Source organism: Metabacillus sp. KUDC1714, from assembly GCF_014217835.1.
Taxonomy (GTDB): Bacteria; Bacillota; Bacilli; order Bacillales; family Bacillaceae; genus Metabacillus; species Metabacillus rhizosphaerae.
The window spans coordinates 3641026-3654103 of the sequence record NZ_CP055263.1 but is presented as its reverse complement, the minus strand read 5'-3'; the positions used below and the strand labels follow the sequence as shown (position 1 = coordinate 3654103).

The window sequence follows — 13078 nt, the reverse complement described above, 5'->3', positions numbered from 1 at the left end:
TAAAAGGGGTTTTCAACAGATACTTGTTATCATGAATTTGCTGGATGAGAAAATGCGCAATGTCAGCATTCATTATTTTGGTACTTGGCACGTCTCTAGTATTTTCCTTTATGTATCCTGTCTATGGTCCTTCAACTACAAACGGTAGACGCACTAGGGTCCAGTCTAGCTCACTATTTTTTAGAATTTCATGTTTTGTTTCAATATCCAATTAATTAGGCTCAACATGGACATGTACGTCATAAACACCATGTTTGGTTTTTAGGACTTCTTCAACTTTTGTTGAAATATCATGTGCATCGCGAATCCCTAGATTTGAGTTCACAAGGATGACAATGTCAACGACAGAATTATTCCCATAGTTCCTCGCCTTAATATCTTTTACACCCTTAACACCATATTGAGAAAGAACAGTATCCTTATATGACTGAATCTTATCTGTATCATAACCGTCCGTTAAATGATGAGAGGCATCACGAAAAATATCCAATGCTGTTTTACAAATAAGTAATCCCACGATTACAGCTGTTAAAGGGTCTAGCCAAGGAAGTGCGAATTGTGAACCAATTATCCCAATAACTGTTCCAATACTTACCAACGCATCTGAAAGATTATCTTTTGCAGCAGCCATTAATCCTTGGCTATTGATCTTTCTACTTAAATTTTTGTTATATCGATAAACCAAAAACATAACGATTGCACAAAAAATCCCTGTCCATGCAGAAATTAAATCCGGAGCTTCATGCTCGTTCGCAAAAACAGATAAAATTGCTCCATACAATACTTGAATTCCTACGACAATCATGATGAACGATGCGACCATTGAAGCAACCGTTTCTGCCTTCCAATGACCATAAGGATGATCCTTATCAGCTGGTTTTTGTGATACCTTAAGTCCAATTAAAACTGCTACCGAGGCAATGATATCTGTGGCATTATTTAAACCATCGGCTTTTAGGGCTTCTGAATTTGCTGAGTATCCGACAATTAATTTCAACGAGGATAAACAAATGTAAGCAATGATACTAATCATTACCCCTCGTTCACCCAATTTTAAATCGTTATATTTTTGTTCTTCCATTTATGTTTGAGCCTCCACTTTTCAATTACTTGAACATAATAACAAGTAACAATCGTGTGGGTCTAGAGCAATCTTGTTTCACTATTCTATACTAGTAATGTTTGTGCAAAAAAGTTTCACCAGGCAAACTATTTTTATCTCTCTCGTAGATTTTGTTCTCTAGCTTATATGGAAGTCTACCCCATATGAATATAGTTTTAATTTCCCTGCAATTGTCTGTGAAGAAAAATTGTCCCAGGATGTGCTATACAAAGGAATAATCCCCTCCTCTTGCAATGCATTTGCCCATGCTATTGCAGTTTGAACACCATAGCCTCTACCTCGAAATTCTTCCATCGTTTCCACACTTGCCTCTGCAGCTGATGAACTTCTCCTCGCACTACAACATACTGAAACAACAAACCCATCTTCTATTATGCCAAAGCATGGTTGTCTCCACTCTAGTTGTTCAAAAATAGTTGGGAAACCTTCCAAAAGTAAATGTCTGTTCTCCTTGGTCATTCTTATAGCACTAGAAGGTCTATTGATGTTGTCTGGAAAAACATATGCAGGGCCAATCCATAAGTTTCTTATAGATTGAGTACTGCTCTTGAGTATTGTGATTAGCTTAGACAAGTTAACATTTGTTGAATCTTTAGCAATAACTTTTTTTATCTCGTCTATTTTCGTATTAGATAGAGCTGAATGAAATTTTGTAACATTTCCATCTTTTGTTCGTCCAAGAAAGAATAAGGGAGCATTCATTTTTAGAGGATCATTTATTTGTTCCATACGTCCAGATATATCATATTGAAATAAAACCTCGGCCTGAATTTCCATTAGTTCTAGATCTGAAAACATGTTACCTTACACCCCCTATAGCTCGATGCAGATATAGATTGAATGGAACCAAATTTACTCTTAGTCAATAAAACTCATCTAAAAGTTGATAATATTCGATTTTTGTCTCATCAGCTTCATAACCATACTCATTTAGAAAAAAAGGAACCATCTCTTCGCCAAAATTATACCTTATACTTCTTATTGCCAAAGCCAAGTCCTGATGTCTATCAGCAACTCCAGCTCGCCCCATATCAATAAAGCCACTGACTTTATCATTGTCCATTATGATATTTGGAAGACAATAGTCGCCATGAGTAAAGACCAATTCCTCATTTACAGGTTTCTTTATGATAAGGTCCTGAAAAAGTTGCTTGGCTGTTTTACCACTTCTTTTCTCATCAAAATCTTCTTCATCCACAAGCCCATTCTTAACTCTCCGCCTCGCTTCTTCTACTTTTTTCTCTAATTTCTCATTAAAAGGGCAGTCTTTGATGCTTATCCCATGCATCATTTTCACACCTATAGCCAACAATTTCATTAACTGCGGTAAGTTGTTTTCATAGAATTGGTTGGAGGCATCTTTTCCTTTTATTTCTGAAAGTAATAGGTATTCATTTTCTTCATCTTTTTCATAATGAAGAACCTTTGGTACAGGGAGCTTCCCCTGTAACCACTCTAAGCGATTCTTTTCATCTTGTAGATTTTCAATTGTCTTGATCGATTGTATCTTTAAATATTGATTGTGGTTATTGGTTTTCAAAAGGAAGGTTTTCGATTCAGAGAGCCCGATCGTTATCTGCTCCCATGTGTAGCCATTAACTAATTTCGTTAATGTCATTGGAAGATGCATCATCTTTGTTCACTACTTTCTCTATACTATTTTACGTTGCAACGATAAAAGACAGTTCAATTTTTAAGGATAGTTGTCAGAGTCTTTATTAAATTCGTCACTTTTAACTATGATAAATTTATGGTATAAACCTTTCTACTACAATACTCAATATTCCTCCATAAAAAAACAGCATCACTAATTAAAGTTATGCTGTCTTCGTTTTATTAATATTTAACCTAGTGAGTCAATTAATTCTTTCAGTTCTCTAGCACTTTTTGCTGGGTCTGCTGAAAGACTAATCGTTGTAATGACTGATACACCGTTACCCCCACTTTTCATTACAGGAGCTGCATTTTCTGAGGTAATCCCACCAATCCCAACGATAGGAACATTTATACCCTTGTTTCGAACCTCTAGAATTAGCTTCGTACCTTGAGCAGCTTTCGCATCCACTTTTGTTTCCGTGGAATAGATAGGACCAATTCCTACATAATCTGCTCCTTCGGCAATTGCTTTTTCAACTTCTAACAGATTATGAGTAGAAACCCCAAGAATTTTGTCCCCAATCTTTCGTCTGACTGCTTCTGCTGATTCATCATCTTGACCGATATGAACACCATCTGCATTAAGTGCTAAGGCTAACTCCACATCATCGTTAACTATGAATGGAATCATATGTTTTTTGCAAATGCTTTGTAATTCCTTGGCAAAGTGGTACTTTTCTTCACCAGAAAAAGCAGCGTTTCCTTTTTCTCTAAACTGGAATAACGAAATTCCACCTTTGATTGCTTGTTCTAGCACGTGTTTAGGGTCCGATTGGCAATTATTACTGCCCATTATAAAATATAATCGAAGCAAATCACGCATATCTTTTTTTGCAATTCTAGTCAAAAACATTCTCTCCTTTACTGACGAATCGTGGAGTGTTCTCGCTTTTGATACGCCCAGTGATTTGTTGGACCATGACCATTTCCAAGTTCTAAATCATATTCAATTGCAGCCTGGATAAAGCTTTTAGCTATTTCAACCGCACCTTGAACTGAGTTTCCTTTTGCGATCTCTGCGGTAACAGCTGCTGCAAACGTACATCCTGTTCCATGTGTATTTTTCGTAGTTATTCGTTTACCTGTAAAATAGGAAAACTCTTCACCGTTATATAAAAGGTCTATTAATTCTTCCTCTTCACCATGTCCGCCTTTAATGATGACATATTTAGTACCTAGCTGATGAAGCCTTTTTGCAGCTTCCATTCGATCATCCAATGTATGAATACTCATATCTGCTAACACTTCAGCTTCGGGAATGTTAGGTGTAATCACCATAGCAAGCGGTAACAGATGTTTTTTCAACGCGGTTACTGCTTCATTTTGAAGTAATGATGCTCCACCCTTTGCAATCATAACGGGATCAACAATAACATTTTCCCATTTGAATTTTTTTATACAATTTGAGACTGCCTCTATAATTTCACTACTAAACAGCATTCCTGTTTTTACTGCATTGGTTCCAAGATCTGTTCCGATTGCTTCTATTTGATTTATGACCGCTTCGACAGATAGAGGATATACGCCATGAACACCAAGCGTATTTTGTGCAGTAACAGCAGTAATTACCGACATTCCAAACACATTTAATTCTTGAAAGGTTTTCAAATCAGCTTGGATTCCAGCACCTCCACCACTATCTGAACCCGCAATTGTTAGTGCCTTATTAATCGCCATTTTCATTCTCTCCTCATTTCTATTACAGTTGAGTGATCTTGCCAAGCTCCCTTATATCTTCAGAAGAAACGTTGGATAATTGATTTAAAAATTCAATTTGAAAGCTCCCCGGACCTGCTTCTTCTATTTGATTTGCAGCAATCTCAGCAGCAACACCATACGTTGTAAGAGCTGCAACAGATGCATGTAGTGAGTCTTTTTCTACAGCTGCAAAGGCACCGATTACGGAACTTAGTAAACACCCAGTTCCAGTTACTTTAGTTAAAATGGAGTGGCCATTGTGAACGATATATGTGTTTTGCCCATCTGTAACCACATCATCCTTCCCGGTAATAATAACTGTAATATTTAGCTTACTTGCAGCTGTTTGTGCTAATTCAATCGTATTCCCCGTTCCTTCTCCAGCATCCACGCCCTTAATAGTCCATTCTTCACCAATGACATTAGCGATTTCTGCGGCATTTCCTCTAAGGATTGAAATTGATAGTTCCCCTACAATACGTCGTGCTGTTTCTGTTCGAAAAGGTGTCGCACCTGCACCAACAGGATCGAAAATGACCGGTACGTTATGCTCATTTGCCGATTTTCCTGCGATCAGCATTGCCTCAATTTCTGCCTGTGTTAATGTACCAATATTCAAAACGAGTGCCCCTGCAATCTTTGCCATATCTGCAACTTCTTCCTTTGCATATGCCATTACAGGTGATGCTCCTAATGCTAAAAGACCGTTTGCAGTAAAGTTTGTTACCACTACATTCGTTATATTATGGACAAGCGGATTTTGCTGTCTCACTTTTTCCAATGTATTCACGATTTGCTCATTACTCATTTCTTTTCATCCTTCCATTATTTTTTCACTTCATGACAAGTCCGCCATCTACATAAAGCGTCTGGCCTGTCATAAACTTGCTCCATTTTGATGCTAAAAATAAGACAGGTCCTTCTATATCACTTGGAGATGCTAGTCGTCTTAACGGAGTTTGAGAGATAATCATTTCTTTTACTTCTTCCTTCGTATAGCGGCTTGCATCAGTCGGATAAACGAGGCCTGGAGCAACACAATTCACGCGAATTCCGAAGGACCCTAGTTCTGCTGCTAAATTTTTACTATAACCTACTAGAGCTGATTTCGCTGTTGTATACTCTGGATATGGAATAATTGGTCTTTCTACTAAATTACTTACCATATTGATTATGCTCCCTTGGCTTTGTTTTTTCATTCCAGGTATAACAGCTTGACAAACGTTATGGGTAGAGCGAACTGCTCCATTGATCTGTCCTTGATAATCCTCCCAAGTTAATTGCCACGCCAACTTACGTTGATCTGGATCAAACACAAATGGTTTAAACGCATTGTTTACGACCACATCAATTTTCCCAGTTTCTAGGATGATTTCATCTACCATCTCAATAACAGCTTGCTCTGACGTGACATCGGCTTGGATTGCCCAGGAATCTCCGCCAAGATCAATACATGAAGAAACAACATCCTCAGCAGCTGTTTTATTTTGCAAATAGTTTACAACAACCGTACCTCCTTCTCTGGCAAATCCACGGGCAAGGGAAGCACCAATCCCACGACTTGACCCAGTAACAAGGATTACTTTGCTTTCAAACTTCATTTGATCTCACCCCATTATTTCTTTGGAAGAAGTTCTTCACTTACAATCCCTTCAATATCTAGTTTATTCTCAATCAAGCCTAATCTTTGATACGCATCTGCCGCTTCTTGAAGGACATCACGATCAAAAGCACCAAGGCCTCTTTCATCTGTTGTCGGAGAGACGCTTGATGCTTTTCGGATTTTAATGATCTCTAAATTATTTTCTTCGGCCTTACCATCAATTGCATGTTTAACAGCCAGTGTTGCTGCTTCATTTGGGTTTTCTATCATCCATTCAGCACTATTCTTATATCCTATTAAAAACTTTTGCAAAAGCTCTTTTTTCTCCTGATATGTCTCCTCAGTCACAACAAATACATCACTTGGAAAATTCAAGTAATCTTTTACCTCCATCACATTTACATCTCCAAGGCCCTTTTGTTTACCAGTATAAAGACCTGTGTCTGTAGCAGCTGTTGCATCGACTTGGCCTTGCATTAATGGCGCAAAATTCAACAGACCTGTTTCAACAATTTTAACATCCTCTTCGGTTAAGCCAGCTTCGTGTAACAGTACCAGTAGATTTTGCCTTGTACCACTCGAGAGACTATATACTCCGATGGTTTTCCCTTTTAAGTCTTCTGGTTTTGTGATGTTTTTTTCTTTTAATGACACGATATTAAAGACGTTTTGCGGATAAATATTGTAGATTACTCTCAGTTTTTCGCCTTTGTCTAAAGCAAAGAAAAGCGAACCAGGATCTGTAAAGGCAATATCGGCTTTCCTAGAAAGGATATTTTTTATCGCATCCCCTCCACCAGCACCTGGAATAAATGTCATATTTAGCCCTTGTTCCTCGAAAAAATGTTTCTCTTCATCAACTAATAGGTTAGTTTGTTCAGTAATCGGTTGACTCCAGCTAGCCACACGAATATTCTCGTTTGTTTTTTCTTTTGGTGGTGTTTCTTTTTTTAAAGTTGAATCTTGATTACATGCAGTTAATAATGTAAGTAAGCCTATTAAAACAACCATACAAACTAGTCTAAATCTCATCTTTTTTTCTCCTTTGTATATGGTCTTAAAAACCATTTTTCTATTATGTTCACGAACTCATATAGAATCATTCCTAGAGCAGTAAGTAAGATAAGTACAGCAAACATAAGTGGCGTATCCATCATTCCTTGAGAAGCAACAATCATCGCTCCTAACCCTTCACTCCCACCAATAAATTCACCAACCACTGCCCCGACAATAGCTAATACAACTGCGACACGAAATCCTGCCATAATCCCTGGCAAACCGGCTGGGATTTTAAGATGGATCAATGTTTGCCATCGCGTTGCGTCTAATACACGAAACAACTCTTTCTTGTTTGATTCTGTCTGTTGAATAGACGTAATCGTATTTTCAAGTAAGGGAAAAAAACAAATAAGTGCTGTAATCACAACCTTTGATGTCATCCCGAATCCAAACCATAAAATAAACAATGGTGCCAGGGCTAACTTCGGAACAGCTTGAGTCGCGATAACATATGGGAGTAGAATCCGACGTAAAAAGTCAACTTCCCCCATTAAAATACCTGTTAGAAGACCTAAAGCAGTTCCGAAAAATAGGCCGAGACAGACTTCCAGAGTTGTTCGATAGATATGTGGCAATAAATACCCAGTTGTTAATCCTTCCCATAGGACAACAAGAACAACGGAAGGCGCTGGTAAAACTAACTCTGACATCGAGCTTGCCGCAAACTCCCAACCAATGATCAAACAAAGGAATAGGAGAAATGAATAAAAACGATAGCTCTTCATGTCATTCCTCCATTCATAACATTTCGTACAGTTAAACAAAGTGCGTTAAAGGTTGAACTATATCTATTCTCACCCTTACGTGTCTTTGGTAATGTCACCTTGAGATCATAAGCAATTTGGCCATCTATCATTACTGCAACATGATCAGATAAGTAAACCGCTTCTGAAATATCGTGTGTAATAAACAGCACGGTTATCATATGGTTTTGACAAAGAGTTAACAGATCGTCCTGTAGTTCCTCTCTTGTCATCGCGTCAAGTGCAGCAAAGGGCTCGTCCAAAAATAACATGGATGGATTTTTAATAAGAGCACGTGCTATCGCAACCCTACTTTGCTGCCCACCCGAAAGCTCTGTTGGATAGTGTGTGTGGTAATCATCAAGCTTCATTATTTTTAATATAGAGCTTGCTCTTTCACATTCCTCTATCGTTGGCTTTCTTTTAAGTGAAATAGGCAAGAGGACATTGTCAATGACTGTCTTCCACTCCAATAAAGTAGGGGCTTGGAAAACAAACCCAACCTCAGGGGATGGCTTAAATACTTTCTCACCTTGTAAAAATACTGCTCCTTGGTCGGGTTGCAAAAGTCCTGAAGCAATTTTTAATAAGGTTGTCTTCCCACAGCCACTTCTACCTAATAAGCTATGAAATTCTCCTTCTTTTATTTTCCAAGTAGTATCTTTGATAATCTGTTTTTTATTCTCGTAGCTATATGTCACTCCGTCTATAACCAAAAAACTCATCTTGTCATCCCCTAATCTACATAAGAAGCGAGACTTTCTGCATACTCTTCTGCACTATGTTCAATATCAACCATATTGACAAGATCCAGTAAATTACAACGACCATCATGATGCCATCCCGCCTCAGGTGAAGTCATAGAACCTAACCCTGTAATGCGTGTTACACCTGCTTTCCCCAATAAATCAGAAAGAGCAAAAAGTTCATTTGGGGTACTAGCTATACCCACTGTTTGTAAATAAGCTCTATGCGTATCTATATATGGAATAACCTCAGTAAGCTCGTTTATTTCGGTCACTTTGATCACTCTATTTAAACAACTAGGTACAAGCTCTCCTTCCTTATCCGCATACACAACTGTCCATGCACCACTTACTTCACCTAAGACTTCCTTTTCACGATTTATATACATACTAAGCTCTTCACTTTGTCTCCACTCAGCCATACTCGCTCCTTCTTCGACAGATAGAGCCCGACGAGGATATCTTTTTTCAAAGCCCTCCAACTCATGTGCCAACAATCTAGCAAACTCCCTTGGAGAAACATTCCCACCCTTTTGCACATAAAAGACATGTGGGGAATAACAGCCCTGCTGATCATAGCGAATCACATCATATGCGGCATGATGGATCGTTTTCCATGATTTACGAGAGTCCAGACTCATCTTTGAAACAATCCCGAAACTAATTTTATGTCCGAATGGCAAGAAACGGGTTGTTATAGGAACTCGACTCTTAATAGAATCTAAGGATTCATTTCCACCATAAGCAAGTACAACATCTGCCTGTTGAAACAGATGTCTCTCCTTTTCTTCGTCCCCGCCCTTCCACCAGACCACCGCCATACAATCAGCCAATTTCGGTTCAACGTCTACTATCATTTTGGCAAACCAACCTGCGAATAGTGGTTCAGCACTCGGTACCTTTCCAATTGATCCTGATTTAACTAGAAGACTAGAAATCAGACTCCATAAAGGTAGAGCTGGTACATTTCCCGCCCATATTTGAACGATTAGGTTCGGACCAATTGCTTTCGAATATCCCCTTTTAGATCTCGGTTGAAAATCGTCAATAAGCAAAGGATTCCCGAAATCTTCTACGAGAAATCGCTGTAGATTTTGCTTGCGAAATGTTTTTAAATAAGCAGTTAATCCTAGTCTAACCAACTCTTCATCATAGCCTGTAATAATAGGCAAAAGCTGTTCTGCCTTTTGACGATACGGATTTGTCCTATCAAGAAGTTGTTCAATCACACGATCTATCACTTGAACAATTTCAGTAATGGTAAGTGATTTTAATACATTTGCGCTAGCTATTTTTATTCTCTCAGTAATTTTATCCATTTGTTCTTTTGTCAGAACAGGGACCTGAACAGCCAGCTTTTCATCTTTCGCTTCAAATGTTAAGGTTTTAAATGCAAACTCCTCACCTTCAATTGCTGGAAGATAGCCTGCTATTTCCATCATAATGAAGACCCTTTTGCAGCTCGTATAAATTCATCAACAGCGATCGAGCAACCCTTCGCTTCTGCTCCCTGCACCCTGCCTAATAATAGGAAACCAGCCTCTTTCTCAATTCCCAAATCCTCAGTTAAAATCGTTGTCACAGAATTAAAATTCGCTAAATCACAATGTACAAGAACGCCGCGTTCTCCTTTTGCAACCTCTCCCCCAGTCAATGGATTCACAACCCTAGTTCTAATCCAATGTGGACCTGACTTTAAAGATGGAACTACTTCATTACCAGAATCGTAGAATTGAGTACTTAGTTCTGTCATTCCATACATATTGATACAATTTGACTTTTCAACACCTAATAATGTTGATAGTTGTGTATAAAATGCTCCTAATTCAAGTTCCTTTGACTTATTTTTAAAACCACCCGTATCCAAAATTCTGCTTCCTTTTGGTAAGTTGAAAGATTTTCCCCGAGTTTGTAATTCTTCAAATAAATGAACAAAGCTAAAGGTTGCCCCTAATAGCGCATATGGTTCACCAAGCTCTTCAACTTCTCTCAGTTCTGCTAACAACTGTTCAACCTGTAATCCCTCATTATTAACAAAATAACGACTTTCACTGGTCCCGTAGTGTTTAAAAGCTAATGCTAAGTAATGAGACAACGAAGAATTAGACATCTCAGCTTCAGTCGGAAAGAGAATTCCCGTTCTTATGCTCTCATATCCATTCATGAATCGCGCATTAAAATTAATAAGCATTGAGTTGTCATAAACCTGTAGCGTTGGATGGAAATGCTTCCCCCTAACTCCCTTTGTTGTTCCACTTGTCATAAAAATATCTTCAGCTTTTTCTGGGTCTTCACAACTTAAGGTTAAATCTTTAAACGCATTGATCGGTACTGCAGGAATATCCTTCCACGTTTTGACCATTCTTGGTGTTTTCCCTTTTTGGCGACAATACATTTGAAATGGTAGATTATGTTTATATTGGTAATTGAATAGACGCAATGCCTGATCATTAAAAGCTATATCAGAAGTGGATTCATTCTTTAGAAATTGAAGTACGCTATCAACGATTTCGTGTGTCAATTTACTCAGTCCCTCTCATTTGAAAATTTCTTTGTTGACTAAACGGTTAAAGCAAAAGTTCTAAAATTTTAGCGTATGTAAACAAAAAAGAACACTCTGCTTATGCTACGCAAAGTGCTCTTAGTTTCCCTAATCACATTCCCTACGCTGGCATTATCCAACAGGTTATCACGGTCAGTAACGGAATAGTTACAATCTCAGCCAGTTTCCACCAGCCCCCGAAAAAAATTGAATTTACAGGTAGTTTACTTAAACTAGAAGGAAAAAACAAGGGATATGAAAATACTTAACACGATAAGGTTTAAAGAATTACTTCATTTCTATAAAAAAGAATTTATTTTCCTTTTTTACAGACCAACAATTAACCTATCATTAAAATAAATGACTTCAGTAAGGATTTTACTACCTGGCATTCTCTTAAATATTTCTTTTGCTTCCATTTCAGTGTCAAATTCATACATTTTAATGTTGTTCTTTGAATGAGTAGTGATGATCCACAAGAAGATCCCCTCCATTTAGTAGAAAATTAGAGAGATGGTTTTCTATACCCATCCCCGATAATGTGAAGCTTCAGCGTGTTTTCTTATGCCTACCATATATGCTGCTAATCGCATATCAACTTTATGCGACTGTGACATAGAATAAATCGCATCAAATGAATCAACCATTACTTTTCGAAGTTTCCTTGAAACCTCTTCCTCTGACCAATAATATCCTTGATTATTTTGAACCCATTCAAAGTAAGAGACAGTTACACCACCCGCACTTGCTAGGATATCAGGTACAAGGAGAACTTCTTTACTATCTAAAATTTTTGTTGCTTCTAGGGTTGTGGGTCCATTTGCTGCTTCCACTACGATCTTTGCTTTTATACGATCTGCATTTTGTGCCGTAATCTGATTAGAGATAGCAGCAGGGACAAGAATGTCACATTCCTTTTCTAGTAATTCCTGATTCGTGATAACATCAGAGAACAAATTCGTCACTGTCCCAAAACTATCACGACGATCAAGTAAATAAGGAATATCAAGTCCATCTAAATCATAAAGAGCACCATTTGCATCTGAAATACCAATTACTTTCGCTCCAGCATCATACATGAATTTTGCCAAGAAGCTTCCTGCATTTCCAAAGCCTTGAACAATAATGCGTGCTCCTTGTAAGCTAATTCCCTTTTTCTTGACTGCCTCTTCAATGCAGATTGTTACACCACGAGCAGTTGCTGTCTCACGACCTTGTGAGCCACCTAACACAAGCGGCTTTCCAGTAATAAAGCCTGGGGAATCAAATTCACGAAGGCGACTATACTCATCCATCATCCATGCCATAATTTGCGAGTTTGTATATACATCTGGTGCCGGAATATCTTTAGTCGGGCCAACTATTTGGCTAATTGCACGAACATATCCACGACTTAACCTCTCAAGTTCGCCAAACGACATATTCCTTGGGTCACAGATAATCCCACCCTTTCCACCGCCATAAGGAAGATTTGTAATCCCACACTTTAGACTCATCCAAATCGATAATGCTTTTACCTCCTCTTCATTGACTTCTGGATGGAAACGAACACCGCCTTTTGTTGGGCCTACTGAATCATTATGCTGAGAACGGTAACCTGTAAAAATTTTAATTGAACCGTCATCCATGCGTACAGGAATACGCACCGTGATCACTCTAAGTGGTTCTTTTAATAATTCATACATCTCCTCGGTATACCCTAACCTTTTTACTGCAGCTTTTATGATTGATTGTGTTGAACATAATAGATCCAGGGATTCACTTTGCTTATGCTCTGGTTTTTCAGTGTGATGACGATTTACAGGGGCTGGCGCTTTCATGCAATACACCTCTTATGTATATGTAATTTAATGAGAAAATCCTTGAATATTTTTGTAACCTATATAAAAGGGAAGGGGCGATCCCTTA

At 38.2% G+C, this 13078-nt stretch carries 14 protein-coding genes; all 14 read right to left on the bottom strand.

Annotated elements, in window-relative coordinates; translation table 11 throughout:
• Window positions 1-211 precede the first annotated feature (211 nt).
• The 14 genes from HUW50_RS16775 to HUW50_RS16710 all read right to left on the bottom strand — a co-directional run bounded on the left by HUW50_RS16775 (window position 212) and on the right by HUW50_RS16710 (window position 12990).
• Window positions 212-1081, bottom strand: coding sequence for a cation diffusion facilitator family transporter (locus HUW50_RS16775; RefSeq protein ID WP_066325401.1), 870 nt, complete (start codon window positions 1079-1081; stop codon window positions 212-214).
• A gap of 159 nt (window positions 1082-1240) precedes the next feature.
• Window positions 1241-1921: a GNAT family N-acetyltransferase gene (locus tag HUW50_RS16770; RefSeq protein ID WP_066325397.1), complete on the bottom strand. Its 681-nt coding sequence runs from the start codon at window positions 1919-1921 to the stop codon at window positions 1241-1243.
• A gap of 64 nt (window positions 1922-1985) precedes the next feature.
• The gene (locus HUW50_RS16765; RefSeq protein WP_185653059.1) at window positions 1986-2741 is read right to left on the bottom strand and encodes an APH(3') family aminoglycoside O-phosphotransferase; all 756 of its coding nucleotides are present in this window, start codon (window positions 2739-2741) and stop codon (window positions 1986-1988) included.
• Between the two features lie 225 nt (window positions 2742-2966).
• A complete protein-coding gene (gene thiE, locus HUW50_RS16760; RefSeq protein ID WP_157094277.1) occupies window positions 2967-3626 on the bottom strand; it encodes a thiamine phosphate synthase in 660 nt (219 codons plus the stop codon).
• A 14-nt stretch (window positions 3627-3640) separates the two neighbouring features.
• Window positions 3641-4456 (bottom strand): bifunctional hydroxymethylpyrimidine kinase/phosphomethylpyrimidine kinase, encoded by an 816-nt coding sequence (gene thiD, locus HUW50_RS16755; protein WP_066325390.1) that lies wholly within the window; start codon window positions 4454-4456, stop codon window positions 3641-3643.
• A gap of 22 nt (window positions 4457-4478) precedes the next feature.
• The gene (gene thiM / locus HUW50_RS16750) at window positions 4479-5285 is read right to left on the bottom strand and encodes a hydroxyethylthiazole kinase (RefSeq protein ID WP_066325389.1); all 807 of its coding nucleotides are present in this window, start codon (window positions 5283-5285) and stop codon (window positions 4479-4481) included.
• 25 nt (window positions 5286-5310) lie between these two features.
• The gene (locus HUW50_RS16745) at window positions 5311-6078 is read right to left on the bottom strand and encodes an SDR family oxidoreductase (protein WP_066325381.1); all 768 of its coding nucleotides are present in this window, start codon (window positions 6076-6078) and stop codon (window positions 5311-5313) included.
• A 14-nt stretch (window positions 6079-6092) separates the two neighbouring features.
• Window positions 6093-7112, bottom strand: coding sequence for an ABC transporter substrate-binding protein (locus tag HUW50_RS16740; protein ID WP_066325379.1), 1020 nt, complete (start codon window positions 7110-7112; stop codon window positions 6093-6095).
• Window positions 7109-7864 carry an ABC transporter permease gene (locus HUW50_RS16735; RefSeq protein ID WP_185653058.1) on the bottom strand — a complete coding sequence of 252 codons (756 nt, stop codon included), beginning with the start codon at window positions 7862-7864 and terminating at the stop codon, window positions 7109-7111. Before HUW50_RS16735 ends, HUW50_RS16740 begins: the two co-directional genes overlap by 4 nt.
• On the bottom strand, window positions 7861-8607 hold the full coding sequence (locus tag HUW50_RS16730; protein WP_066325371.1) for an ABC transporter ATP-binding protein: 747 nt from the start codon (window positions 8605-8607) through the stop codon (window positions 7861-7863). The genes HUW50_RS16735 and HUW50_RS16730 overlap by 4 nt, the downstream gene beginning before the upstream one ends.
• 11 nt (window positions 8608-8618) lie before the next feature.
• Window positions 8619-10070 (bottom strand): acyl-CoA reductase, encoded by a 1452-nt coding sequence (locus HUW50_RS16725; protein WP_066325362.1) that lies wholly within the window; start codon window positions 10068-10070, stop codon window positions 8619-8621.
• A complete protein-coding gene (locus HUW50_RS16720) occupies window positions 10067-11149 on the bottom strand; it encodes a LuxE/PaaK family acyltransferase (protein WP_232328952.1) in 1083 nt (360 codons plus the stop codon). Before HUW50_RS16720 ends, HUW50_RS16725 begins: the two co-directional genes overlap by 4 nt.
• 347 nt (window positions 11150-11496) lie before the next feature.
• Window positions 11497-11649, bottom strand: coding sequence for a hypothetical protein (locus HUW50_RS16715; protein ID WP_185653057.1), 153 nt, complete (start codon window positions 11647-11649; stop codon window positions 11497-11499).
• A gap of 42 nt (window positions 11650-11691) precedes the next feature.
• Complete coding sequence (locus HUW50_RS16710) at window positions 11692-12990, bottom strand: Glu/Leu/Phe/Val family dehydrogenase (RefSeq protein ID WP_066325356.1); 1299 nt, start codon at window positions 12988-12990, stop codon at window positions 11692-11694.
• Window positions 12991-13078: the final 88 nt, after the last annotated feature.

Coding starts and splice junctions, on each gene's coding strand:
- HUW50_RS16775 (WP_066325401.1), bottom strand. CDS start 1,081: ATGGAAGAACAAAAATATAACGATTTAAAATTGGGTGAACGAGGGGTA.
- HUW50_RS16770 (WP_066325397.1), bottom strand. CDS start 1,921: ATGTTTTCAGATCTAGAACTAATGGAAATTCAGGCCGAGGTTTTATTT.
- HUW50_RS16765 (WP_185653059.1), bottom strand. CDS start 2,741: ATGACATTAACGAAATTAGTTAATGGCTACACATGGGAGCAGATAACG.
- thiD (WP_066325390.1), bottom strand. CDS start 4,456: ATGGCGATTAATAAGGCACTAACAATTGCGGGTTCAGATAGTGGTGGA.
- thiM (WP_066325389.1), bottom strand. CDS start 5,285: ATGAGTAATGAGCAAATCGTGAATACATTGGAAAAAGTGAGACAGCAA.
- HUW50_RS16745 (WP_066325381.1), bottom strand. CDS start 6,078: ATGAAGTTTGAAAGCAAAGTAATCCTTGTTACTGGGTCAAGTCGTGGG.
- HUW50_RS16740 (WP_066325379.1), bottom strand. CDS start 7,112: ATGAGATTTAGACTAGTTTGTATGGTTGTTTTAATAGGCTTACTTACA.
- HUW50_RS16735 (WP_185653058.1), bottom strand. CDS start 7,864: ATGAAGAGCTATCGTTTTTATTCATTTCTCCTATTCCTTTGTTTGATC.
- HUW50_RS16730 (WP_066325371.1), bottom strand. CDS start 8,607: ATGAGTTTTTTGGTTATAGACGGAGTGACATATAGCTACGAGAATAAA.
- HUW50_RS16725 (WP_066325362.1), bottom strand. CDS start 10,070: ATGATGGAAATAGCAGGCTATCTTCCAGCAATTGAAGGTGAGGAGTTT.
- HUW50_RS16710 (WP_066325356.1), bottom strand. CDS start 12,990: ATGAAAGCGCCAGCCCCTGTAAATCGTCATCACACTGAAAAACCAGAG.